The sequence below is a fragment of the Streptomyces sp. NRRL F-5755 genome, assembly GCF_001279365.1.
Lineage (GTDB): Bacteria > Actinomycetota > Actinomycetes > Streptomycetales > Streptomycetaceae > Streptomyces > Streptomyces rimosus.
Genome location: NZ_LGCW01000025.1, coordinates 55,268 through 79,498 on the forward strand (window position 1 = coordinate 55,268; position 24,231 = coordinate 79,498).

Here is a 24,231-nt window from a genome sequence, read left to right on the forward strand (position 1 = left end):
GGCCGGTTTCGCGCAGGTGCAACGCGTCCTTCACGCGGGTACGGCAGAGTAGGCGCTCGCGGCGGACGATGATCGTCGATCACCTACGCGGCGGGACGGCACCGGCGGATATACGGAACGGCCAGGCAGACAGCGGGTAACGGCGCACGAGCTACGCAGGGGGCGATCGGCATGACACGCGACGGCGGCACAGGCTTCGGTATCGGCAGACGGCGGCTGCTCGCCACGGCCGGGGGCGCGGCGCTCACCGGCGTGCTGGCGGCGTGCGGCTCCAACACCGGCCGTGGCGGGAAGGGTTCGGGGCCTGCGCTCAGCCAGTGGTACCACCAGTACGGCGAGCCCGGTACCGAGGCGGCCGTGAAGCGGTATGCCGCCGCGTACGACAAGGCGCGGGTCACCGTGCAGTGGCGGCCCGGCGACTACGACCGGCAGACCGCCGCCGCGCTGCTGACGGACTCCGGCCCGGACGTCTTCGAGGTCGACGGGCCGCGGCTGGATCAGATCAAGGGCGGTCAGATCGTGGATGTGACCGAGCAGATCGAGTCCGTCAAGGACGACTTCAATCAGGCCGTGCTGAAGCCGAAGATCTGGGACGGCAAGATCTGGGCGGTGCCGCAGACGATAGACACGCAGCTGCTCTTCTACCGCAAGAGCCTGTTGCAGGCGGCGGGGGTGCAGCCGCCGCGGAGTGTGGACGAGCTGGTGGAGGCGGCGAAGACGCTGACGCGGCACCACCGGAAGGACAAGGTCAAGGGGTTGTTCCTGGGCAACGACGGCGGGGCCGCGGTGCTGGGCGGCACGCCGCTGTTCGCCGCGGGGCTCAGCCTGATCACGGAGGACGGGAAGGTCGGCTTCGATGACCCGGCCGCCGCTCGCGTCCTGGGCAAGGTCCGGCAGCTCTACGCCGACGGATCGTTGCTGCTCGGGGCGCCGACGGACTGGTCCGACCCGGCGGCCTTCGTCCAGGGGCTGACCGCCATGCAGTGGTCGGGGCTGTGGGCGTTGCCGCAGGTCAAGAAGGCTCTCGGGGACGACTTCGGGGTGCTGCCGTTCCCGAAGGACGGCGCCGGGAAACCAGCCGTCCCCGTGGGCGCGTACGGCTCGGCGGTCAGCGCGCGCAGCAAGCACCAGAAGGAGGCCAAGGCGTTCGTGAAGTGGCTGTGGGTGGACGGAACCGACAAGCAGGAGGACTTCGCCCTCTCGTACGGCTTCCACATCCCCGCCCGTATCTCGCTCGCCAAGAAGGCCAAGCAGCTCAAGGAGGGCGCGGCGGCGGAAGCGGTGCGCTTCGCCACCGATCACGGCTTCGCCGAGCCGCTGCTCTGGACGACCGCCAGCCGCACCGCCTATCAGGACGCGCTGAACCACATCATCAAGGACGGCGCGAATCCGGAGACAGAACTGAAAGCAGTCGTGCGGAAGGTCAACTCGGAGTTGCAGCGGGCGAAGAAGAAGTGACGGACGTGGGCGGGGTGAGGCAGAGCGGGGTGGGGCAGGGCCGGGTGCCGATGCGGGGGCGGGACGGCGAGGCCCTGGAGGCCGGCCTAGGCAGCCGGGCCGCAGACGTCGGCCGGGACGGCGGGGCCGCAAAGGGTGGCCAGGGTGGCCAGGCCGGTGGAGCTGGTGAGGCCGGTGGGAGCGGCCAAGGCGGCGGCGCCGGCCGTCTGCGGCGCTTCCGCGGCCCGCAGAACCGGAACCTGTGGTTCTGGGCCTTCGTCGGACCGTTCGCGATCGGTCTCGCGTTCTTCACGTACGTTCCGCTGGCCTGGAGTGTCTATCTCAGCTTCTTCGACGCCCACAACACGGTCAGTCCGACGGACTTCGTCGGGCTGGACAACTATGTGTCGATGCTGGGCGATCACGCGTTCCTGAGCAGTTTGGGAACGTTCCTGCTGTTCACGGCCTTCATCGTGCCGACGACCTACGTGGTGTCGCTCGCGCTCGCGCTCATGGTCAACCGGCTGCGCTTCGCCCAGGCGTTCTTCCGCTCGGTCTTCTTCCTGCCGACCGCGTGCTCGTACGTGGTCGCCGCGCTCATCTGGAAGCTGTCGATCTTCAACGGGGTCAGGTTCGGGCTCGCCAACACCGTGCTGGGGTGGTTCGGCGCGGACCAGACAGCCTGGCTGTCCACGTCCGACCCGCCCTGGTACTGGCTGGTGATCGTGACCGTACGGCTATGGCTCCAGGCCGGTTTCTACATGATTCTGTTCCTGGCGGGACTGCAACGGATCTCTCCGCGACTGTACGAGGCCGCGGCGGTGGACGGCGCGCGGCCCGGCTGGCAGACGCTGCGCCACATCACCCTGCCGCAGCTGCGCGCGACCTCGGTCGCCGTCGTCCTGCTGCTGGTGATCAACGCGTTCCAGGCGTTCGACGAGTTCTACAACCTGATGTCCGACGCCCGCGGCTACCCGCCGTACGCCCGTCCGCCGCTGGTCTACCTCTACTACACCGCGCTCGGCCAGGAACAGAACCTGGGGCTGGGGAGCGCCGGCGCGGTCATCCTCGCGCTGATCATCGCGGTGGCGACCGTCGTACAGGCCCGCTGGTTCGGGCTCGGACGGAAGGAGGACTGATCGCCGATGACCGTATCGAAGCGGGTGGACCCCCGCGTACGGACCGGACGCGCCCTGCGCGCGGTGATCGTCACGATCCTCGCCGTCCTCTTCCTCATCCCCTTCTACCTGCTCGTACGCAACGGCCTGGCCACCGAGCAGGACATCACCGCCCCCGACTGGACGTTCTTCCCGCGCGACATCCAGTGGTCGAACCTGACCGATGTCTTCGCCGATCCGAACCTGCCGCTGGCGCGGGCGCTGCTGAACTCCACGCTGATCGCGGTGTCCACGACGGTCGGCACGGTGCTGCTCGCGTCGCTGGCCGGGTACGGGCTGGCACGCATCCCGTACCGGTACGCCAACGTCGTCTTCTACGCCATCCTCGGCACCCTGATGGTCCCGGCGGCGGTCACCTTCGTCCCCAGCTTCGTCCTCGTCTCGACGCTCGGCTGGATCTCCACCCTGCGCGGCCTGATCATCCCGACCCTGTTCAGCGCCTTCGCCTGCTTCATATTCCGTCAGTACTTCCTGGGTTTCCCGAAGGAGCTGGAGGACGCGGCGCGGGTGGACGGGCTCGGCCACTGGCGTACGTACTGGCGCATCGTGGTGCCCAACTCGCGCCCCGTCTTCGCGGCCGTCGGCACGATCGTCTTCATCGGCGCGTGGAACGCGTTCCTGTGGCCGCTGGTCATCGGGCAGGACCGCGAGTCCTGGACGGTACAGGTGGCGCTGTCCACGTTCACCACGGCCCAGAACCTCAACCTGCACGAGCTGTTCATCGCCGCGGCGATCTCGATCGCCCCGCTGGTGGTCGTGTTCGTGCTGTTGCAGCGGTACATCGTGGCGGGGGTGGAGCGGTCCGGGATCGACGACTGAGGGCGCTGGGTTGCGGACGGCGGGGCCATTCGGCGACCAAAGCTCAGTGGTTCGGCGACGAAAGTCGGTAGCGGGGCGCATGGCGCCTGTGGGGATACTCGACCATGAGCGAAGCGACGAAGCCGGCGCAGGGCCAGGGTGCCGCCCTCACCGTCGGCGAGCATGACCCGGAGTTGGTCAAGCGCCTGGAGGACGGGCTCGACGCCTTCAACGCCGCGGCCACGGGCCACGCCGAGGAGGCCGAATTCTCGGTACGGGTGACGGACGCGGACGGCGAGCTGATCGGCGGGCTGAGTGCCCGGGCCTGGGGCGGGCTGTGCGACATCCACCTGCTGTGGATACGAGAGGACAGCCGCGGACAGGGCTGGGGCACGAAGCTGCTGCGGGCCGCCGAGGAGGAGGGGATACGGCGCGGCTGCGACCGGGCCGCAGTGTCCTCGTACACCTTCCAGGCACCGGAGTTCTACCAGCGGCAGGGATACGAGGAGGTGGGCCGTCTGCCCGGGATACCCGGTGGTCATGAGGACGTGTATCTGTACAAGAAGCTCGGCTGAGGTCGAGGCGGGGGCGGGCCCGGCAACTTGTCAGGGGCGTGACGGGTGGGTCCGGTGTGCCCGGTGCCACCCGCCCCGCTCATGAGGTACGGTGCGTGCCATGACCACGTACTCGACGTCCCGTGAGGCGGAGCCGCTGCGCTGCGGCCCCCACGGCGAGTGCGCACCCCGCGGCATGACGTTCCTGCGCCGCCGTGGCCGGGTGGGTTCTCCCCCGGCCACCGCCCTCCGCCGCTGTTGGTGATCACCGGGCGATGACCGCCCGTCTCCACGGCAGCGTCCCCGGCCTGTCCTGACCGGCACACCGCCCTCACCAGGCCCGGCCACCTCCGCACAGCGCGAAGCGCTTCTCGTACCGCGCGGAGCACTCCCCGCACCGCGCTTCCCCCACCGCGCTTCCCCCACCGCGGATCTCGCAGCACACGCTCCGCGCCGGGTGCCCGCACCCGTGACCCGCGTCCCGTACCTCGCTCCTCACACTCCAGGAGGACCAGTTGACGGCCATCACCGACCCCACCACCCCGATCTCTTCCCGCCCCACCCTCCGCGACCATCGCATCCCCGCTGACGGCCTGTACGAAGGCCACCGCGTCCTGCGCCGCACCCCCGAGGACTGGGAGGACCGCCCGTACGAGCGCTTCGATGTCGTCCCGCAGGCGAGCACCATCGGTGCGGAGATCCGCGGCCTCGATCTGTCCCGGCCGCTCACCCCGGCGCTGCGCGACGATCTGAACCGCGCGCTGCTGGAGTGGAAGGTGCTCTTCTTCCGGGGGCAGCACCTCACGTCCGCCACGCAGCGCGCGTTCGCCCGCAACTGGGGTGAACTGGAGACGAATCCGCTGCTGGCGACGGGTGACGCGGAGGACGTGGCGCGGTTCGACCGCAGCGCGGTGCCGACCTTCGAGAACGTCTGGCACACGGACGTGACGTTCCGCGAACGCCCCGCGCTGGGCGCGGTGTTGCAGCTGCGCGAGGTGCCGGCGTTCGGCGGCGACACCATGTGGGCGGACATGGCGGCGGCGTACGACAACCTGCCGCAGGACGTGAAGGACCGGATCGACGGCGCCACCGCCGTCCACGACTTCCTGCCGGGCTTCGCCCGCTTCTACTCCGCCGAGCGGCTGGCACCGTTCCAGGAGCAGTTCCCGCCGGTGGAGCACCCGGTCGTACGGCGGCATCCAGAGACCGGCCGCCGGATGCTGTTCGTCAACACCTCGTTCACCACCCGCATCGTGGGGCTGGAGCGGGCGGAGAGCGACCGGCTGCTGCGGCTGCTCTTCCAGCAGGCGCACGTGCCGGAGTTCCAGGTGCGGTTCCGCTGGCAGGCGGGCGACATCGCGTTCTGGGACAACCGCGCCACGCAGCACTACGCGGTCAACGACTACAGCACGCAGCGCCGGGTGGCCGAGCGCGTGGCGATCGCGGGCGACCGGCCGTACTGAGGCGGGGATCGCGGTGGTACGGCACCCCCGTGCCACCGGCCGTACCAAGGCGAGGGCCACGGTACGACGCCCCGCGCCCCTACCCACCCCGAGCGCAGGAACGTTACTGCACGCCTCCGGCACCCAGGGGCTAAGCACCCACCTCCCGAGCCTCCATCTCCCGGCCCCCTGCCTCCCGAGCCCCCATCCCCCTGGCTTCCCACTCCTCGCTCTCCTTGATCTCCAGCCCCCTGATCTCCAGCCCCCGGGTGTCCACCCCGCGCACATCGACCTCCGGCCCGCCCCGCAGCAGCGCCGCCCCCAGTGGCGTCAGCGTGTGCAGCACGGCATTGCCATGACGCAGCGTCAGGAGCAGGCCCGCGTCCCGCAGCACCGTCGCATGCTGGCTGGCCGACGCCAGCGACACGTCGACGCGCCGCGCCAGCTCGCTCGTCGTGCAGCCGCCGCCCACCCCGTGCAGGATCGCCGACCGGGTCCGGCCGACGAGCTTGCCCAGCGACGCGTGGACGGGGGCGGCCGGCGTGACGAGGCGGGGCGCGGGGTGTTCGACGGGGTAGACGAGGACGGGCGTCAGGTCCGGGTCGTAGAAGGTGACGGGGGTGCGGCGGCAGAAGAACGAGGGCAGCAGGAGCAGCCCCCGGCCGTTCAGGAAGAGGTCGCGGTCCGCCGGGTAGTCCACCTCCAGGACCGGTGGCCGCCACCGCATGGTGGGCGGGAGCGTGGCGAGGAGGTGGTCGGCGCCGCCGTCGAGGAGCGCCCGGCCGCGGGCGGCGCGGTCCGCCTCGATACGGGCCTGGAGCCGCGGCCAGTACGGCGCGACCGCGTTCTCGTAATAGCTCTGCAGCGCGCCGGTGAGCCGCCCGAGCGCCGCGGAATCGCCCTCGCTGAGCGCCCGCAGCCACGAAGGCAGCGGGCGGGTGGCGGGCAGCCGCGAAAGTTCGGCGTGTAGTCGGGCGGGCGGGGTTGCGCGCACCGCTTCAAGCCCTTCGTCGAGGCCGAGCAGCCCCTCCGCGGGCGTCAGGAAATCCGGAAAATAGCCGCGCGTGGGAACGAGCGGCGCCAGCAGCCGTGTTTCACCATTCAACCGGGAACGTGCTTCGGCACGCCATTTGCCGAGGACCGGGCCGGGCCGCCGGTCGCGCAGTCGGTGAAAACTTAAAACGGTCTCCCACAGCACGTCAGGGCGCGCGGCAATGCGCACCCGGGCCAGATCCGGTCCACTGAAATGGACGCGTAGCACCGAACCCCCACCAATGCTCCTAGTCGACCCCCCGGCCCTCTGAGTATGCACGCAGACACAGGCTGTCACCACGCCCTTTTGGCCAGAGTTGAAAGGGGTCGCGCCATCGGCGCGTTCCCGGAAAGCTGTAACTCAATTCGACGGCAAGGCGAATGGAACGGATTGCTCGATCCCGTGGGGGGTGACGAGGCAATAACCGACCGCTCAGCATTTGCCGTGGAAGGCCGTCAACCAGGCCGACATGGCTGACGGCAGCTCCCGAGGGGGGAGTCCGGAGAAAAGCGAGGGCGGCACCTCCGCACAGGTGCCGCCCTCGTCGGGTCCGGAGCCGGGTTGGGGTTGAGGGTTGGGCCCCGGCCGGCTCCGGTTGTTGGTGGGTGGGGTCGGTCAGCGGCTGTCGCTGCCCAGGGACTCCGCTGCCGCGCGGCCCGCTTCGAGGCGGGCGACCGGGATGCGGAACGGGGAGCAGGAGACGTAGTCCAGGCCCACCTCGTGGAAGAAGTGCACCGATTCCGGGTCGCCGCCGTGTTCGCCGCAGACGCCGAGCTTGAGGTCGGGGCGGGTGGCGCGGCCGGCTTCGGCGGCGCTGCGGACCAGGGAGCCGACGCCGTCCTTGTCGATGGTCTCGAAGGGGCTGACGCCGAAGATGCCCTTCTCCAGGTAGGCGGTGAAGAAGCTGGCCTCGACGTCGTCGCGGCTGAAGCCCCAGACCGTCTGGGTCAGGTCGTTGGTGCCGAAGGAGAAGAAGTCGGCGGACTCGGCGATCTGGCCGGCCGTCAGGGCGGCGCGGGGCAGTTCGATCATGGTGCCGAGGGTGAGCTTGAGGTCCACGCCGCGGGCCTGCTCGACCTCGGCGATGACCTGCTCGGCCTCCTCGCGGACGATCTCCAGCTCCTGGACGGTGCCGACCAGCGGGATCATGATCTCGGCGCGCGGGTCGCCCTTGGCGGCGTTCTTGCGCTCGGCCGCCGCCTCCGCGATGGCCCGTACCTGCATGGCGAACAGGCCGGGGATGACCAGGCCGAGGCGTACACCGCGCAGGCCCAGCATCGGGTTCTGCTCGTGCAGCTTGTGCACGGCCTGGAGGAGGCGCAGGTCGTTCTCGTTGGCGTCCTTGCGGGACTCGGCGAGGGCGACGCGTACGGAGAGTTCGGTGATGTCGGGCAGGAACTCGTGCAGCGGCGGGTCCAGGAGGCGGACCGTCACCGGCAGGCCGTCCATGGCCTCGAAGAGCTCGACGAAGTCGGCCTTCTGGAGGGGGAGGAGGTCGCCGAGGGCGGCCTCGCGGTCGGCGTCGGTGTCGGCGAGGATCAGGCGCTCGACCATCTCGCGGCGCTCGCCGAGGAACATGTGCTCGGTGCGGCACAGGCCGATGCCCTGGGCACCGAACCGGCGGGCGCGGGCCGCGTCCTCGGCGTTGTCGGCGTTGGCCCGTACGCGCAGCCGGCGCACCCGGTCCGCGTACGCCATGATCCGGTGCACGGCCTTGACCAGCTCGTCGGCGTCGTCGGCGCCGGCGTGCATCCGGCCCTCGAAGTACTCGACCACCGGGGACGGGACGACCGGCACCTCGCCGAGGTAGACCTTGCCGGAGGAGCCGTCGATGGAGATCAGGTCGCCCTCCTCGACCACGATGCCGCCGGGCGCGGTCAGACAGCGGCGCTTGGTGTCGACCTCCAGCTCCTCGGCGCCGCAGACACAGGTCTTGCCCATGCCGCGGGCGACCACGGCGGCGTGCGAGGTCTTGCCGCCGCGCGAGGTCAGGATGCCCTCGGCGGCGATCATGCCGTTGAGGTCGTCGGGGTTGGTCTCGCGGCGGATGAGGATGACCTTCTCGCCGGAGCGGGACCACTTGACCGCGGTGTAGGAGTCGAAGACGGCCTTGCCGACGGCGGCGCCGGGCGAGGCGGCGATGGCCCGGCCGATCATCTGCGTCTTCGCGTTCTCGTCGAAGCGCGGGAACATCAGCTGCGCCAGCTGCGCGCCGTTGACCCGCTGGAGGGCCTCGGCCTCGTCGATCAGGCCCTGGTCGACGAGCTGGGTGGCGATGCGGAAGGCGGCGCCGGCGGTGCGCTTGCCGACGCGGGTCTGGAGCATCCACAGCTTGCCGCGCTCGATGGTGAACTCGATGTCGCACAGGTCCTTGTAGTGCGTTTCGAGGGTTTCCATGATGTGCATCAGCTCGTCGTACGACGGCTTGTCGATGCCTTCGAGGTCGGCGAGCGGCACGGTGTTGCGGATGCCCGCGACGACGTCCTCGCCCTGCGCGTTCTGGAGGTAGTCGCCGTAGACGCCCTGCTGGCCGCTGGCCGGGTCGCGGGTGAAGGCGACGCCGGTGCCGGAGTCCGGGCCGAGGTTGCCGAAGACCATGGAGCAGACGTTGACGGCCGTGCCGAGGTCGCCGGGGATGCGCTCCTGGCGGCGGTAGAGCTTGGCGCGGTCGGTGTTCCACGAGTCGAAGACCGCGCGGATGGCGAGGTCCATCTGCTCGCGGGGCTCCTGCGGGAAGTCCCGCCCGGTCTCCTTGGCGACGATGTCCTTGAACTGGCCGACGAGGCTCTTCAGGTCGGCCGCGTCCAGGTCGACGTCGACGCGTACGCCCTTGGCCCGCTTGGCCTCCTCCAGCGCCTCCTCGAAGAGTTCGCCGTCCACGCCGAGCACGGTCTTGCCGAACATCTGGATCAGGCGGCGGTAGGAGTCCCAGGCGAAGCGCTCGTCACCGGCCTGGGCGGCGAGGCCGGAAACCGACGCGTCGGACAGGCCGATGTTCAGCACCGTGTCCATCATGCCGGGCATCGAGAACTTCGCCCCGGAACGCACCGACACCAGAAGGGGGTTGTCGGCCTGGCCGAGCTTCTTGCCCATGGTGGCTTCGAGCGCTTCGAGGTGCTCGGTGACCTCGGCACGCAGTGCCGCGGGCTCCTGGCCGCTGTCCAGGTAGACCTTGCATGCCTCGGTGGTGATGGTGAACCCCGGCGGAACGGGAAGCCCCAGGTTGGTCATCTCGGCGAGGTTGGCACCTTTGCCGCCGAGGAGGTCCTTGAGGTCCTTGTTGCCCTCGGTGAAGTCGTAGACGAACTTCGAAGGCTCGGACGGGGTTACGTGGGGATCTTGTGTTTCCGGCACGGGACTCTCTCCTCGCCGCGGTCTGCCCTGACGGCGAGGAACATACCCAGATCGAAGGTGTCTGGGTACGTCCACTCGGTCGACATACGCCCGTAACCCGCCGTCGGCCAGCAGATCGAAAGTCGCGGCGGGCGAAGAGGTTTATTCAAGAGTTGAAGGCAGGGTTGCTCAGTGCGAGCGGAAGGGGGTAGATCCGCTACGCGTCGCGAACTTTCACTTGATCATTCGAACGCGAGAGGGGTGGCACCCAGTGCCATCGTTTGGAAGGTGCACTCCCTCGCGAACTGCTCATCTGAGCGCACCCCCTATCAAGGGTGGCGAGAATCACGCCCTCGCGCCCGCCCCGGTCCCGCCATGCGGACCCGGAATCGGACCCGGAACCGGACCCGGCGGACGCCTCATCCGCCCGAAGTGTCCAGTTCCGCGTCCGCCGTCACGCCCGCGCGGTCGTACGGGTCGTCCAGCCAGCCGTCCGGCAGAACCACCCGGTTCCGGCCAGATGTGCGGCCACGCGGTCCGTCGGCGCCCGCGGGCCAGGGCTGGTCGAGGTCCAGCTCGCTCATCAGAGCGTCCAGTTCGTCCAGCGACGAGGCGATTGCCAGCTTCTTGCGCAGCTCCGAGCCGATCGAGAAGCCCTTCGTGTACCAGGCGACGTGCTTGCGGAAGTCGATGACGCCGCGCGCCTCGTCCCCCAGCCACTCCCCCAGCAGCGTGGCGTGCCGCAGCATCACGGCCGCGACCTCCTTGAGGGTGGGCCGCGCGTACGTACCCGTCCCCTCGAAGGCCGCCACCAGGTCGCCGAACAGCCACGGCCGCCCCAGGCAGCCGCGCCCCACGACCACGCCGTCGCAGCCGGTCTCGCGCACCATGCGCAGCGCGTCGTCCGCCGACCAGATGTCCCCGTTGCCGAGCACCGGGATCTCCGGGACGGCCTCCTTCAGGCGCGCGATGGCGTCCCAGTCGGCGGTGCCGCCGTAGTGCTGGGCCGCCGTGCGGCCGTGCAGCGCGATGGCCGTGACGCCTTCCTCGACGGCGATCCGGCCCGCGTCGAGGTAGGTGATGTGATCGTCGTCGATGCCCTTGCGCATCTTCATCGTCACGGGCAGCCCGCCGGCGTTGGAGACCGCCTCGCGCAGGATGGAACGCAGCAGGTGGCGCTTGTACGGGAGGGCCGAGCCGCCGCCCTTGCGGGTCACCTTCGGCACCGGGCAGCCGAAGTTCAGGTCGATGTGGTCGGCCAGGTCCTCCTCGGCGATCATGCGGACGGCCTTGCCGACGGTGTCCGGGTCCACGCCGTACAGCTGGATCGAGCGCGGCTTCTCCGTCTCGTCGAAGTGGATCAGCTGCATGGTCTTCTCGTTGCGCTCGACCAGCGCCCGCGTCGTGATCATCTCGCTGACGAACAGGCCCTTGCCGCCGGAGAACTCCCGGCACAGCGTCCGGAAGGGGGCATTGGTGATCCCGGCCATCGGCGCGAGGACCACGGGCGGCTGCACCGCGTGCGGGCCGATCTGCAGCTGAGTCATGGGGAGCGGGCTTCCTTCTGGGTCGGCGGGTGGAGGGGGCGACCTCCCATTGTCGCGCACCGGCGCGGGAGGGTTGACGGGGTTGTTGTGACGTATCTGCCGGAGGCTCTGATCGGGGGCGTTGTCGCGGGCCGCCCGACGTTCTGATCGGGGCCGTTGTCGCGCCCCAGCCGACGTTCTGATCGGGGGCCGCCGTCCCGACCGGAGCCGCCATCCCGACCGGGGCCCCGTCCCGCACGCGCGCGGCGGTTTCGACGCCAGGTGGGAGCCTTGCCGGGGCCGCCGTTACGCACCCGCCCGACACCCCCGGAGCCTCCGCCCCGCCCCCACCCGGCATCCTCCCCGGAGCCCCCCGCGCCCGTTCGTTGTAGCGTTCACCTATGCCCCAGCTCAGCCATCGGCGACGCCTGCTGGTCCTGGCCATCTGCTGTATGAGCCTGCTGATCGTCAGCCTCGACAACACCGTGCTGAACGTCGCGCTGCCCTCCATGCAGAAGGACCTGGACACCACGCTGTCCGGGATGCAGTGGACGATCGACGCCTACACCCTGGTCCTCGCGTCGCTGCTGATGCTGGCCGGCTCCACCGCGGACCGGCTCGGGCGGCGCCGGGTCTTCCAGGCGGGGCTGGTGGTCTTCGCGCTCGGCTCGCTGCTGTGCAGCCTGGCGCCGAACCTGGAGTGCCTGGTGGCGTTCCGCATGGTGCAGGCCGTCGGCGGCTCGATGCTCAACCCCGTCGCGATGTCGATCATCACCAACACCTTCACCGACCCGAAGGAACGGGCCCGCGCGATCGGCGTGTGGGGCGGCGTGGTCGGGATCAGCATGGCGGCCGGGCCGATCGTCGGCGGGCTGCTGGTGCAGAGCGTCGACTGGCGCGCGATCTTCTGGATCAATGTGCCCATCGGGGCGCTCGCGCTGTTCCTGACCGTCCGGTACGTGCCGGAGTCGCGCGCCCCGCACCCGCGCCGGGTCGATCCCGTCGGGCAGCTGCTGGTGATCGCGCTGCTCGGCACGCTGACGTACGCGATCATCGAGGCCCCGGCCGCGGGCTGGACCTCGCCGCTGATCCTGGGCTTCGCCGCGACCGCCGTCGCCGCGCTGGCCGGACTGCTGTGGTACGAGCGCCGGCGCGCCGAGCCGCTGATCGACCTGCGGTTCTTCCGCAGCGCGCCGTTCAGCGGCGCCACGGTCGTGGCGGTCTGCGCGTTCGCCGCGCTCGGCGGCTTCCTGTTCGTCAACACGCTCTACCTTCAGGACGTCCGGGGCCTGTCAGCGCTGGACGCCGGGCTCTACATGCTGCCCATGGCGGGTATGACGCTGGTCTTCGCACCGCTGTCCGGGCGGCTGGTTGGAGCCGTGGGCGCGCGGCTGCCCCTGCTGCTGGCGGGGCTGGCGATGGTGGCCAGCGGGGTACTGTTCGCGGCGTTCGAGGCGGAAGCGAGCACGCCGCTGCTGTTCACCGGGTACGTGCTCTTCGGTATTGGATTCGGGCTGGTCAACGCGCCCATCACGAACACTGCGGTGTCCGGGATGCCCCGTACGCAGGCGGGTGTGGCGGCGGCGATCGCCTCCACCAGCAGGCAGGTGGGGCAATCGCTGGGCGTCGCCGTGATCGGGGCCGTACTGGCCAGCGGGACGCGGGCCGCCGCCACGGGGAGCCAGTTCGTCGAGGCGAGCCGCCCGGCATGGTGGATCATCGCGGGCTGCGGCGCGGCCGTACTGCTGCTGGGAGCACTGACCACCGGCCGCTGGGCGCGCGAGACCGCACGCCGTACCGCAGAACGACTGGAATCGACGCAGGACGCACCGGACGGGCAGACCCCGCCGCCCGGGCCCGGACCCGGCGACCAGCCTCAGACGCGGGTCAGGGCCTGATACCGCTGATCAGGGTCTGAAGCCGCTGATCAGGACCCGCAGCCGCTGATCAGGGCCTGAAGCCGCTCCAGCCGCTCGCGCGATTCCTCGTCGTCGGGGGTGTAGGTGAGCATCCTGGGGCCGTGGTTGGGGCCGGTCCACAGGCCGGTTGCGGAGAGGCGCAGCAGGCCGACCTCCTTGTGGCGGAAGATCTTGGAGTGGCTCACCGGCCGTACGACCTCCTGGCGCGCCCAGATCTCACGGAACTCGGAGGAGGCCGCCTCCAGCCGTGCCACCAGCGCCTTCCAGGCCGGTTCGGCGACGTGCCCGGCCATGGAGGCGCGGAACTTGGCGGCCATCACGCACAGGGTCTTGTCCAGCTCCACCAGGCTCGCCCGCCAGTCGGCGTTGGTGAACGCCAGCCACATGCAGTTGCGGTCCTCCTCCGGCAGCGCGTCCAGGTCGCACAGCAGCCGCCCATAGGTGCTGTTGTACGCCAGGATGTCGAAGCGGCTGTTCTGGACGACGGCGGGGAACGGCGCGAGCTGGTCGAGCATCTGCCGCATCGACTGCGTCACGACGGCGCACTCCGTGCCGCGCACCGGATCGGCCGCGCCGGCCAGCGCGAAGAGATGTCCGCGCTCGGCCCGGTCCATCTGGAGCGCGCGGGCCACGGCGTCCAGCACCTGCGGCGAGACGTGGATGTCCCGGGCCTGCTCCAGCCACGTGTACCAGGTGACGCCGACCGCGGACAGGTGGGCGACCTCCTCGCGGCGCAGCCCGGGCGTACGGCGCCGGGGGCCGCGCGGCAGGCCGACCTGCTCCGGGGTGATCCGCTCGCGGCGGCTGCGCAGGAAGGCGGCCAGTTCGCCGCGCCGGACGGCGCCCTCGGTGGGCGTCGACTGCTGCGCGGTCTGCGGCTTTACTGTCTGCGGCTGCACCGTCTCCGGCATCGTGGCGGTCATGATTCCAGGGTGCCGGAACGCCCATCGGGTTGCCAGGTAGCGCCAGTACCAGGATAAGGAGACTCTGGTACCCCTCTGGGAGTCGGACGATCGTCTTCCCTGTGAGCGATACCCAGGTACGAACCGTCCCCCCGCGGACCACCGCGTCCGCCCCGCCCCGTCCCGCCGCCCCCGCACTGACCACGCTCGGGCTGATCACCGTGCTGCTCGGCGCCGCCCTGCCGATGATCGACTTCTTTATCGTCAATGTGGCGCTGCCGACCATCGACCGTGATCTGCGCGCGGGCCCGGCGCTGCTGGAGATGGTCGTCGCGGGGTACGGCGTGGCGTACGCGGTCCTCCTCGTCGTCGGCGGACGGCTCGGCGACATGGTCGGCCGCCGTCGGCTGTACCTGTGGGGGCTGGCCGCCTTCGGGGTCACCTCGCTCGCCTGCGGGCTGGCGCCGGACGCCTGGACGCTGGTCGCGGCGCGCGTAGCCCAGGGCGCGGCGGCGGCGCTGCTGCTGCCGCAGGTGCTCGCCACCATCCAGTCCACCACCACCGGAGCGCGCCGCGCCAAGGCCGTCAGTCTGTACGGCGGTACGGCGGGCGTCGCCAGCGCTGTCGGCCAGGTGCTCGGCGGGCTGCTGGTCGCCGCCGACCTCGCGGGGACCGGCTGGCGCGCGGTGTTCCTGGTGAACGTTCCGGTCGCCGCCGTGGCTCTGCTGCTGGCGCTGCGCACCGTCCCGGAGACCCGTTCGCCGCATCCGACCCGGGTCGACGGCCCCGGCACGGCGCTGCTGGCCGTCGCGCTGGTCAGCCTGCTGCTGCCGCTGACCGAGGGCCGCGCGGCGGGCTGGCCGGTGTGGTCCTGGCTGCTGCCGGTCGTCTTCCCGTTCGCCGCCGCGGCGTTCGTCGTCGTGGAACGGCGCGCCGAACGGGCCGGCCGCACCCCGCTCGTGCCGCCGTCCCTGCTGCGCCTGCGTACCGTACGCAGCGGCCTGGCCGTGATCCTGCCGTTCTCGGTGGGTTTCGGCGGCTTCATGTTCGTGCTGGCCGTCGCCCTCCAGGACGGCCTGCGGTACGGGCCGCTGGCGGCCGGGCTCTCCCTCGCGCCGCTGTGCGTGGCCTTCTTCTTCGCCTCGCTGGCCGGGCCCCGGCTGGTGGCCCGCTTCGGGCGGCGGGTGGTCCTGACCGGGTCCTTGATCCAGGGCGCCGGGCTGCTCGCGCTGGCGCTGATCTTCCGTACGCAGTGGCCGGACGTGCCCGCGGCGGCCATGGCGGGCGCCATGGCGCTGCTCGGCGTGGGCCAGGGCCTCGTCCTGCCGATCCTGCTGCGGATCGTGCTCAGCGAGCTGCCCGCCGCCCAGGCCGGGGTGGGCAGCGGCGCCATGGTCACCACGCAGCAGGCCGGTCTGGCCCTGGGCGTGGCGACGCTCGGCTCGCTCTTCCTGGCGCTGCTGCCCTCGCTGGGCGTACGGGACGCGCTGATCATCGCGCTGCTCGCGCAGGTGGCGACGGTGGCGCTGAACGTGGGGCTCTCGTTCCGGCTGCCGCGGACGGTGCGGTAGGCGGGCGCCGGGGTGGGGTGACACCGGCACAGACAGAGTGGCGAATGACAGATATTGAAATCTGTCATCGCTCATGTCATGGTTGAAGCGTGCCGCCGCCCGCGCGCTCGTCCGCGGCGCGCGGCGGCCCGCCACCCCACCCACCGCGACTGAGGAGCACCCCGTGCAGACCCGCACCCTCGGCACCACCGGCCCGCAAACCTCGGCCCTCGGCCTCGGCTGCATGGGCATGTCCGCCCTGTACGGCGACCCCGGCGACCGCGCCGAATCCATCGCCACCATCCACGCGGCCCTCGAAGCCGGCGTCACCCTGCTGGACACCGGCGACTTCTACGGCATGGGCCACAACGAACTGCTGATCAACGAGGCGCTGCGCAGTGCGCCCGCCGCCCGCCGCGAGCAGGCGCTGACCAGCGTGAAGTTCGGCGCCCAGCGCACCGTCGAAGGCGACTTCATCGGGTTCGACGGCCGCCCGGCGGCGGTGAAGAGCTTCGCCGCGTACTCGCTCCAGCGCCTGGGCACCGACCACATCGACATCTACCGGCTCGCCCGCCTCGACCCGGACGTGCCGATCGAGGAGACGGTCGGCGCCATCGCCGAACTGGTCGAGGCCGGTCACGTACGGCACATCGGCCTGTCCGAAGTGGGCGCGGACACCCTGCGCCGGGCCGCCGCCGTCGCCCCGATCTCCGACCTCCAGATCGAGTACGCGCTCGTCTCCCGCGGCATCGAGGAGAAGATCCTGCCGACCGCGCGCGAACTGGGCATCGGCATCACCGCGTACGGCGTGCTCTCCCGCGGCCTGCTCAGCGGCCACTTCACGCGCGACCGCAAGCTGGACGCGGGCGACTTCCGCGCCGCGAGCCCGCGCTTCCAGGGCGAGAACCTGCACCGCAACCTCGACCTGACCGACGCGCTGCGCGAGATCGCCGAGCAGAAGGGCGTCACCGTCGCGCAGACCGCCATCGCGTGGGTCCTCGCCCAGGGCGAGGACATCGTCCCGCTGGTCGGCGCCCGCCGCCGCGACCGGCTGACCGAGGCGCTGGGCGCGCTGGACGTCACGCTGACCGCCGACGACCTCGCGGCCATCGAGCGCGCCGTCCCGGCGGACGCCGTCGCCGGCGACCGCTACCCGGAGCAGCAGATGGCCCTCCTGGACAGCGAGCGCTGACCTTAAGGGCACGGCCAGGGGGCGTCCGGGTACGGTCCGTAGGAGGACGCCTCCGCGTCCGTACCAGGACGCCCCCGCGCGGCGCCCCCGAGCGAAAGGCCGTACGCCCCCATGCCACCCGCCGAGACCCTGACCCCCGAACGCATCCTCGAAGCCACCGAGGACGTCCTGCGCCGCTACGGCCCGGCCAAGGCGACCGTCGTGGACGTGGCGCGCGCGCTGGGCGTCAGCCACGGCAGCGTCTACCGCCACTTCCGTACGAAGACGGCACTGCGCGAGGCGGTCACGCAGCGCTGGCTGGACCGTACGAGCAAACAGCTCCAGGCCATCGTCGCCGAGGACGGCCCCGCGCCGGAGCGACTGCGCCGCTGGGTGCGCGCGCTGTTCACCGCGAAGCAGCACAAGGCGGGCGACGACCCCGAACTGTTCGCGACCTACATGACGCTGGTCGACGAGAGCGGCGGCGTCGTGGAACGCCATGTCGCCGACCTGACCGGCCAGTTGGCGGCCATCATCCTCGACGGCATCGAGCAAGGCGCGTTCGCGCCGGGCGACTCGGCGGTGCGTGCGCGGGCCGTCTTCGACGCGACGGGCCGCTTCCACGACCCCTGCTACGCGGCGGAGTGGGCGAAGCCCGGCATCGAGGAGGCGATGGAGGCGGTGGTGGAGTTGGTGTTGCGGGGGTTGGGGGTTTGACGGAACCGCGACGGCTGTCAGTGGCGCCGACTACGCTGTGTGTTGACTGGCTCACTTCGCGAGAAAGGCGCATCATGACAGTGATGTCCGAACGATCGAAGGCCATAGACGTTCCCCGTGGCCCAGCCCGCTTCCAGGAGCTGTGCCAGACGCTCCTGAGCATGCATGTGCCCGATGGTTACCGGGCGGAAATCATCGGGGGGAACATCGTCGTGTCGCCATGGTCGAGGGGTTACTACGGCAACGTCATGTGGTCGATCCGATCACAGCTGGCTCCATACGCTCCGCAACCTCATCGTCTTGAGTCCGCCCCCTTCTTGTTCGCCTTCCCTGGGCAGGAACGGGCTTACGGACCAGACGTCTACGCCGCAGCTGCGAGCGTGTTCGACACTGACGACGTCTTCCTCGACGGCGAAGCACTTTCCCTGGTCGGTGAGCTGACCTCCACATCGACGCGTGATGTGGACTGGGGGGACAAACTCGCTGTGTACGGACGCGTCGGTGTGCCGGTGTATCTGCTCGTGGACATGCAGAAGCAGCAGACAACGGTCTTCTGGGGACCCTCCGAGAACGGCTACAACGGTTCTGAGACCACGATGTTCGGCAACAAACTCCGCATCCCCAAGCCTTTCGACTGCGACCTGGACACCACCGACTTCCTCCGGCGCAGCCGTTAGCCCTTCACACCCCCAAGAACCGCAACACCGCCAGCACCCGCCGATGATCCGCGTCGGCCCTCGGCAGGTCCAGCTTCGCCAGGATGCTGTTGATGTGTTTGGCGACCGCCGACTCGCTCACCACGAGCGCTCCCGCGATGCCCGCGTTCGAGCGCCCCTCCGCCATCAGCGCCAGGACCTCCCGCTCGCGTTCGGTCAGCCGCTCCAGGGGGTCGCTCCGCCGACGTACCAGCAGCTGGGCCACCACCTGCGGGTCCAGTGCCGTACCGCCGTCGGCGACCCGGCGCAGTGCCTCGATGAACTCTTCGACATCGGCGACCCGCTGCTTGAGCAGATAGCCGATACCGCTGGTGTTCGAGGCGAGGAGGTGGGCGGCGTACCGTTCCTCCACGTACTGCGACAGCATCAGTACGGCGGTGTCCGGCCACCGCTCCCGGATCTCCAGCGCCGCGCGCACCCCCTCGTCCGTGAAGCCGGGCGGCATCCGTACGTCCACCACCGCGAGGTCGGGACGGTGCTCCGCCACCGCCGCCAGCAGCGCCTGCGCGTCCCCCGCCTCGGCGGCCACCTCGAACCCGGCCGTCTCCAGCACCTTCACCAGGCCGACCCGCAGCAGGACGGAGTCCTCGGCGATCACGGCGCGGCGTACGGCGGGCGTCAGGTCGTGCACGGCAACTCCACGGTCATGGTGGTCGGGCCCCCGGCGGGGCTGCTGATCCGGAACGCCCCGTCCACGGAGCGCACGCGCTGGGCGAGCCCCTTCAGACCGCTCCCCCCGGACGGATCGGCCCCGCCCACTCCGTCGTCGGCGACGACCACCCGAAGTATCTCCCCCAGCCGGGTCACGGTCACCTCGGCCCGGGTCGCGTCCGCGTGCTTGGCCACGTTGTTGAGCGCTTCGGAGACGACGAAGTAGGCGACCGCCTCGACCGCCGGCGCGGCCCGCTCGGGCAGGTCCGTCCACAGCCGTACGGGCAGGGGCGCCCGTGCCGCGAGGCCCGACAGGGCGGCGTCCAGGCCGAGTTCGTCCAGTACGGCCGGGTGCAGCCCGCGCACCAGGCTGTTCAGTTCCTCGATGGCCTCCTTGGCCTCCCGGTGCGCCTCGTCGATGACCTGCTGCGCCTCCGGCGGCAGGTCCTTGAGCGTGGCCTTGGCCAGTCCCAGGTTCAGCGCGAGCGCGACCAGCCGCTGCTGCGCGCCGTCGTGCAGGTCCCGTTCGATACGGCGGCGTTCGGCGTCGGCGGCGTCGACCGCGCCGGCCCGGCTCGTGGTCAGGTCCTCGACCCGCCGCTTGAGCTCCTCGGACCGGCTGACGTGCAGCACCGCGCGGCCGACGAGGTTCTCCAGCCGTACGAGGCCGCCGGCCAGGGCGGGTACGGCGGCCAGGACGAGCAGGCCGACGGCCGTGGCGTACCCGGCCCAGGTCCAGACCCCCATGTGGTTCACCCGCCACTGCCACCCCAGCAGCTCGACCCACAGCAGGCTGGTCGCCGCGGTCAGGGCCGCCGCGAGCACGCCGAGCACCAGGAGTTCGAGGAGGCCGAAGAGCGGCCCGATCAGGCAGTTGTAGGCCCACTGCCGCTTGGCTTCACGAAAGCGCAACCTTGGCAGGTCCACGCCGCACAGGGCGCGGAATCGCCAGCGCTGGGCCTCGGTGAGGCAGTAGGCGGCGACGAGGAGCAGTCCCAGTGCCACCGGCAGGACGAACGGCGCGGCGTCCGAGGAGCCTTCCAGCAGGCCGACGAGCTGCGTGATGGCCCACAGCCCCAGGAGTACGGGTATCGCGTGCAGCGGCAGCCCGGCGCCGATGAAGAGAAGATCGCGGCGCAGCCGTACCAGAGCACGGCGCAGCCGCGGTGGGATGGTCATGATCCATACGGTATGCGGGGCCCGGCGGGCGAGCCATGGCGACAGATTCCGCTCCGGGGGTGCAACTGGTACCACCCCAGGTCGGAAAGCGGCGTTACTGACGGTGGCCGCCCGTCCCGGAAGAGTGGATCACGAGCCCGAAGGCCGGGTTCGCCACCGTCCGGAAGGGCCCGACCATGGCGCTCATCGCCCTCAACTCCCCTTACCCCGCTTGCCGGTTCGCCCCTGCGGCGAGCCGCCGCACGTGGGCGGGCCGGGCGCTGACCGGCGCCGGGCTGGCCCTGCTGCCGTGGATGGGGTACCTCGCGGGGACGCTGCCGCCCGCGGAGGCGATGGCGTGGGTGGCGCTGGACGCGGTCGAGGCGGCGTGCCTGCTGGTCGCCGGTACGCGGCTGATGGCGGGGCGGCCGGGTCACCGGGCCGCGGCGGCGGTGGCCGCGGTTCTGCTCGTCGCCGATGCGTGCGTCGATGTGGCGACTGCCGGGCCGGGTGGCGAGCTGGCGAGTGCCGTGGCCATGGCCGTCGGGGCGGAGCTGCCGCTGGCGGCGCTCTGTGCGGCGCTCGCCGCGCGGGCGGCCCGGTGAAAGATGCCCTCAAACGCCGGCCGGGCTGCAATGTCCCGGTACGCACATCGGCCGGGCCGGGATCCCCCGGCCCGGCCGATGTGCGACAAACCGACTGGCGTCAGCAGCCGAGCAGACGCCCGCCCAGGTACGACTGGATCTGGTCCAGCGACACCCGCTCCTGCTTCATCGTGTCGCGCTCGCGCACGGTGACCGCGTTGTCGTCCAGGGTGTCGAAGTCGACGGTGACGCAGAACGGCGTGCCGATCTCGTCCTGGCGGCGGTAGCGGCGGCCGATGGCGCCCGCGTCGTCGAAGTCGATGTTCCAGTTCTTGCGCAGGTCGGCGGCCAGGCCCTTGGCCTTCGGCGAGAGCTGCGGGTTGCGGGACAGCGGCAGCACGGCGACCTTGACCGGCGACAGGCGCGGGTCGAGGCGCAGCACCGTGCGCTTTTCCATCTTGCCCTTGGCGTTCGGCGCCTCGTCCTCGTTGTACGCGTCGAGCATGAAGGCGAGCATGGCGCGGCCGACACCGGCCGCCGGCTCGATGACGTACGGGGTGTAGCGCTCGCCGGCCTCCTGGTCGAAGTACGACAGGTCCTGGCCGGACGCCTTGGAGTGCGAGGACAGGTCGTAGTCCGTACGGTTGGCGACGCCCTCCAGCTCGCCCCACTCGGAGCCGCCGAACTGGAAGCGGTACTCGATGTCAGCGGTGCGCTTGGAGTAGTGCGAGAGCTTCTCGGCGGGGTGCTCGTACCAGCGGATGTTCTCCTCACGGATGCCGAGGTCGCGGTACCAGTTCCACCGCTGCTCCATCCAGTACTCCTGCCACTGCTCGTCCTCGCCCGGCTTGACGAAGAACTCCATCTCCATCTGCTCGAACTCGCGGGTGCGGAAGATGAAGTTGCCGGGCGTGATCTCGTTGCGGAAGGACTTGCCCATCTGCGCGATGCCGAACGGCGGCTTCTTGCGGGAGGTCTGCTGGACCTGGGCGAAGTTGGTAAAGATGCCCTGGGCGGTCTCGGGGCGCAGGTAGGCGACCGAGCCGCTGTCCTGGGTGGGGCCGAGGTGGGTGGAGAGCAGGCCGGAGAACTGCTTGGGCTCGGTGAACTGGCCCTTGTTGCCGCAGTTGGGGCAGTTGACGTCGGCCAGGCCGTTCTCGGGCAGGCGGCCGTGCTTGGCCTCGTACGCCTCTTCCAGGTGGTCGGCGCGGAACCGCTTGTGGCAGGCGGTGCACTCGGTCAGCGGGTCGGTGAAGGTGGCGACGTGGCCGGAGGCCACCCAGACCTCGGGGGCCAGGATCACCGACGAGTCGATACCGACCACGTCGTCGCGCGAGGTGACCATGGAACGCCACCACTGGCGCTTGATGTTCTCCTTGAGCTCGACGCCGAGCGGGCCGTAATCCCAGGCGGCGCGCTGGCCGCCGTAGATCTCGCTGCACGGGTATACAAAGCCACGGCGCTTGCTCAGGCTGACGATTGTGTCGATCTTGTCGGCGGCCACGGTGCTCTCTTCATTGCGACGACGAACGATTAATAGGAGCGGCGCCCAGGCGTCTCCGTGAGGGGGGTGGTCGGGAGACGTGCGGGCGAATAGCTCAGGGTACCGGCGCGCCTGCCCCCCGGATCAAATCGGTTCACCGCCGGTCGGCCCCGGGCCCCTTTGTTGACAATCGTTTCCACTTTTGTTGAAAATGACTGTCATGAACGTACGACGTCACATACCCGCCGCCGTCATGGCCGGAGCCTCCGTGCTCGGCATGCTCGCGCTCTCCGCCTGCTCCGACTCCGGCGGGGGCCGGGCCGACGGCAAGCTGAACGTGACGGCGTCGTTCTACCCGATGGAGTTCCTGGCCAAGGAGATCGGCAAGGACCACGTCAAGGTCACCGACCTGACCTCGCCCGGCACCGAGCCGCACGACCTGGAGCTCACTCCCCGGCAGACCGCCGACCTCGGCGAGTCGGACGCGATCGTCTATCTCAAGGGCATCCAGCCCGCCATCGACAAGGTCGTCCAGCAGTCCGGCGTGCAGCACATCGTGGACGCCGCGTCCCTGACCCAGCTGAAGAAGCACGGCGACGAGGTGGACGGCCACGACCACACCACCGGCGACAACGGCACCGGGCACGGGGAGCACGACGAGCACGGCCACGAGGGCCACGACCACGAGGCGGACGGCAACGACCCGCACATCTGGCTCGACCCGGTGAAGTTCTCCCAGGTCGCCAAGGGCGTCGGCAAGGCGTTCGCGGACGCCGACCCCGCACACAAGGCCGACTACGCCCGCAACACCGACGACCTGGTCAAGAAGCTCGGCGACCTGAACAAGAAGTTCGAGGACGGGCTGAAGAACAAGAAGGCGGACACCTTCATCACCACCCACGCCGCCTTCGGCTACCTCGCCGAGCGCTACGGCCTCACCGAGGAGGCCATCAGCGGCATCGACCCCGAGTCGGGCGACGTCAGCGGCAGCCGCATGAAGGAACTGCAGAAGCTGGCCAGGGACCACCACGTCGACACGGTCTTCTCCGAGACGCTGGCCAGCCCGGCGATGGCCAAGACCCTCGCCAAGGACCTCGGCGTCAAGACCGCCGTGCTCGACCCCATCGAGGGGATCACCGACAAGTCCGCGGGCGATGACTACATCCAGGTCATGGAGTCCAACCTCGCCGCCCTCCAGAAGGCGCTCGGCGCCCGGTGACCCGGCGGGCGGCACAGCGGGGCGGACGGCCGGGCACCCGGCGGGACAGGTACGTACGGCACGACGGGAGGATGCGGCCATGAAGGACCAGGAAACGGTCATATCGCTGCGCGGGGCGGGTGCGGCGCTCGGCGCGCGCCCCGTCCTGCGCGGCGTCGACCTGACCGTACGGCGGGGCGAGGTGGTGGCCCTGCTCGGGGCCAACGGCTCGGGGAAGTCGACCGCCGTACGCGCCGTGGTCGGTCAGGTGCCTCTGACCAGCGGCGAACTGGAACTGTTCGGCACCCCGCAGCGCCGGTTCAAGGACTGGGCGCGCATCGGGTACGTGCCGCAGCGCACCACCGCGGCGGGCGGTGTGCCCGCCACCGTCCGCGAGATCGTCGCGTCCGGCCGGCTGGCCCGTACGAAGCTGAAGTGGCCCGGCCGGGCCGACCGGGACGCCGTCCACCGGGCGCTGGACCTGGTGGGCATGGCGGACCGCGCCAAGGACTCCGCCGAGGCGCTCTCCGGCGGCCAGCACCAGCGGGTGCTGATCGCCCGCGCGCTGGTCGGTTCCCCGGAACTGCTGATCATGGACGAGCCGATGGCCGGGGTGGACCTGGCCAGCCAGGAGGTGCTGGCCGAGACGCTGCGGAAACAGGTCGTGGCGGGCGCCACCGTGCTGCTCGTGCTGCACGAGCTGGGCCCGCTGGAGCCGCTGATCGACCGCGCCGTGGTGCTGCGCGACGGCTGCGTGGTGCACGACGGCCCGCCGCCCAAGGCGGTCGGCCAACACGCCCTCCCGGGCCACGACCACGTCCACCCGCACGCGGACCCGGCCGCCGAGCCGGTCCGTACCGGGCTGCTGACCTGAGACGGAC

General features: G+C 70.7%; 21 protein-coding genes. 14 read left to right on the forward strand and 7 right to left on the reverse strand.

Translation table 11 applies throughout. The features are described 5' to 3' along the window. Nucleotides 1-171: 171 nt before the first annotated feature. The 6 genes from ADK86_RS04920 (at nt 172) to ADK86_RS04940 (ending at nt 5,430) form a co-directional block, all read left to right on the forward strand. Nucleotides 172-1,458: an ABC transporter substrate-binding protein gene (locus ADK86_RS04920; protein ID WP_199834354.1), complete on the forward strand. Its 1,287-nt coding sequence runs from the start codon at nt 172-174 to the stop codon at nt 1,456-1,458. 5 nt (nt 1,459-1,463) lie between these two features. Continuing rightward, the gene (locus ADK86_RS04925; RefSeq protein WP_234345714.1) at nt 1,464-2,576 is read left to right on the forward strand and encodes a carbohydrate ABC transporter permease; all 1,113 of its coding nucleotides are present in this window, start codon (nt 1,464-1,466) and stop codon (nt 2,574-2,576) included. Nucleotides 2,577-2,582: 6 nt separating this feature from the next. Then, nucleotides 2,583-3,434 carry a carbohydrate ABC transporter permease gene (locus tag ADK86_RS04930; RefSeq protein ID WP_033029012.1) on the forward strand — a complete coding sequence of 284 codons (852 nt, stop codon included), beginning with the start codon at nt 2,583-2,585 and terminating at the stop codon, nt 3,432-3,434. Between the two features lie 104 nt (nt 3,435-3,538). After that, nucleotides 3,539-3,988, forward strand: a complete 450-nt coding sequence (locus tag ADK86_RS04935) for a GNAT family N-acetyltransferase (RefSeq protein WP_053695459.1) — start codon at nt 3,539-3,541, stop codon at nt 3,986-3,988. A 100-nt stretch (nt 3,989-4,088) separates the two neighbouring features. Beyond that, the gene (locus ADK86_RS42970; protein ID WP_159393777.1) at nt 4,089-4,232 is read left to right on the forward strand and encodes a hypothetical protein; all 144 of its coding nucleotides are present in this window, start codon (nt 4,089-4,091) and stop codon (nt 4,230-4,232) included. Nucleotides 4,233-4,491: 259 nt separating this feature from the next. Further along, a complete protein-coding gene (locus tag ADK86_RS04940) occupies nt 4,492-5,430 on the forward strand; it encodes a TauD/TfdA dioxygenase family protein (RefSeq protein WP_420718825.1) in 939 nt (312 codons plus the stop codon). A 130-nt stretch (nt 5,431-5,560) separates the two neighbouring features. On the opposite strand, the gene ADK86_RS04945 is transcribed toward ADK86_RS04940, so the two are convergent. The 3 genes from ADK86_RS04945 to dusB all read right to left on the reverse strand — a co-directional run bounded on the left by ADK86_RS04945 (nt 5,561) and on the right by dusB (nt 11,322). Then, nucleotides 5,561-6,514, reverse strand: coding sequence for an ArsR/SmtB family transcription factor (locus ADK86_RS04945; protein WP_053695461.1), 954 nt, complete (start codon nt 6,512-6,514; stop codon nt 5,561-5,563). 543 nt (nt 6,515-7,057) lie between these two features. After that, complete coding sequence (gene ppdK / locus ADK86_RS04950) at nt 7,058-9,796, reverse strand: pyruvate, phosphate dikinase (protein WP_053695462.1); 2,739 nt, start codon at nt 9,794-9,796, stop codon at nt 7,058-7,060. Between the two features lie 398 nt (nt 9,797-10,194). After that, nucleotides 10,195-11,322 (reverse strand): tRNA dihydrouridine synthase DusB, encoded by a 1,128-nt coding sequence (dusB, locus tag ADK86_RS04955; protein WP_053695463.1) that lies wholly within the window; start codon nt 11,320-11,322, stop codon nt 10,195-10,197. Nucleotides 11,323-11,702: 380 nt separating this feature from the next. Between dusB and ADK86_RS04960 the strand changes: the two genes are divergently transcribed. After that, nucleotides 11,703-13,199 (forward strand): MFS transporter, encoded by a 1,497-nt coding sequence (locus ADK86_RS04960; protein WP_053695464.1) that lies wholly within the window; start codon nt 11,703-11,705, stop codon nt 13,197-13,199. 29 nt (nt 13,200-13,228) lie between these two features. Here the strand turns inward: ADK86_RS04960 and ADK86_RS04965 are convergent, their stop codons facing one another. Continuing rightward, on the reverse strand, nt 13,229-14,143 hold the full coding sequence (locus ADK86_RS04965; RefSeq protein WP_107088421.1) for a helix-turn-helix transcriptional regulator: 915 nt from the start codon (nt 14,141-14,143) through the stop codon (nt 13,229-13,231). Nucleotides 14,144-14,244: 101 nt separating this feature from the next. Between ADK86_RS04965 and ADK86_RS04970 the strand changes: the two genes are divergently transcribed. The 4 genes from ADK86_RS04970 (at nt 14,245) to ADK86_RS04985 (ending at nt 18,237) form a co-directional block, all read left to right on the forward strand. Next, a complete protein-coding gene (locus ADK86_RS04970) occupies nt 14,245-15,693 on the forward strand; it encodes an MFS transporter (protein ID WP_053695465.1) in 1,449 nt (482 codons plus the stop codon). A gap of 163 nt (nt 15,694-15,856) precedes the next feature. After that, a complete protein-coding gene (locus tag ADK86_RS04975; protein WP_053695466.1) occupies nt 15,857-16,864 on the forward strand; it encodes an aldo/keto reductase in 1,008 nt (335 codons plus the stop codon). A 111-nt stretch (nt 16,865-16,975) separates the two neighbouring features. After that, nucleotides 16,976-17,560, forward strand: a complete 585-nt coding sequence (locus ADK86_RS04980; protein ID WP_003980742.1) for a TetR family transcriptional regulator — start codon at nt 16,976-16,978, stop codon at nt 17,558-17,560. A 161-nt stretch (nt 17,561-17,721) separates the two neighbouring features. Next, on the forward strand, nt 17,722-18,237 hold the full coding sequence (locus ADK86_RS04985; protein WP_324611369.1) for a Uma2 family endonuclease: 516 nt from the start codon (nt 17,722-17,724) through the stop codon (nt 18,235-18,237). A 4-nt stretch (nt 18,238-18,241) separates the two neighbouring features. Here ADK86_RS04985 and ADK86_RS04990 read toward each other — a convergent pair whose 3' ends face one another. After that, nucleotides 18,242-18,874 (reverse strand): response regulator transcription factor, encoded by a 633-nt coding sequence (locus ADK86_RS04990; RefSeq protein ID WP_053695496.1) that lies wholly within the window; start codon nt 18,872-18,874, stop codon nt 18,242-18,244. 20 nt (nt 18,875-18,894) lie between these two features. Beyond that, nucleotides 18,895-20,106 (reverse strand): sensor histidine kinase, encoded by a 1,212-nt coding sequence (locus ADK86_RS04995; protein WP_053695468.1) that lies wholly within the window; start codon nt 20,104-20,106, stop codon nt 18,895-18,897. 176 nt (nt 20,107-20,282) lie between these two features. Here ADK86_RS04995 and ADK86_RS05000 point away from each other — a divergent pair, with 176 nt between their 5' ends. Beyond that, nucleotides 20,283-20,690, forward strand: a complete 408-nt coding sequence (locus tag ADK86_RS05000) for a hypothetical protein (RefSeq protein ID WP_053695469.1) — start codon at nt 20,283-20,285, stop codon at nt 20,688-20,690. Nucleotides 20,691-20,790: 100 nt separating this feature from the next. On the opposite strand, the gene ADK86_RS05005 is transcribed toward ADK86_RS05000, so the two are convergent. Next, entirely contained in the window at nt 20,791-22,173 is a 1,383-nt protein-coding gene (locus ADK86_RS05005) for a glycine--tRNA ligase (protein ID WP_003980747.1), read from the reverse strand. Between the two features lie 199 nt (nt 22,174-22,372). Between ADK86_RS05005 and ADK86_RS05010 the strand changes: the two genes are divergently transcribed. Together ADK86_RS05010 and ADK86_RS05015 are read left to right on the forward strand one after the other, a co-directional pair. After that, a complete protein-coding gene (locus ADK86_RS05010) occupies nt 22,373-23,371 on the forward strand; it encodes a metal ABC transporter substrate-binding protein (RefSeq protein WP_053695470.1) in 999 nt (332 codons plus the stop codon). A gap of 79 nt (nt 23,372-23,450) precedes the next feature. Continuing rightward, nucleotides 23,451-24,224, forward strand: a complete 774-nt coding sequence (locus tag ADK86_RS05015; protein WP_053695471.1) for a metal ABC transporter ATP-binding protein — start codon at nt 23,451-23,453, stop codon at nt 24,222-24,224. The last annotated feature ends 7 nt before the right edge of the window (nt 24,225-24,231 follow it).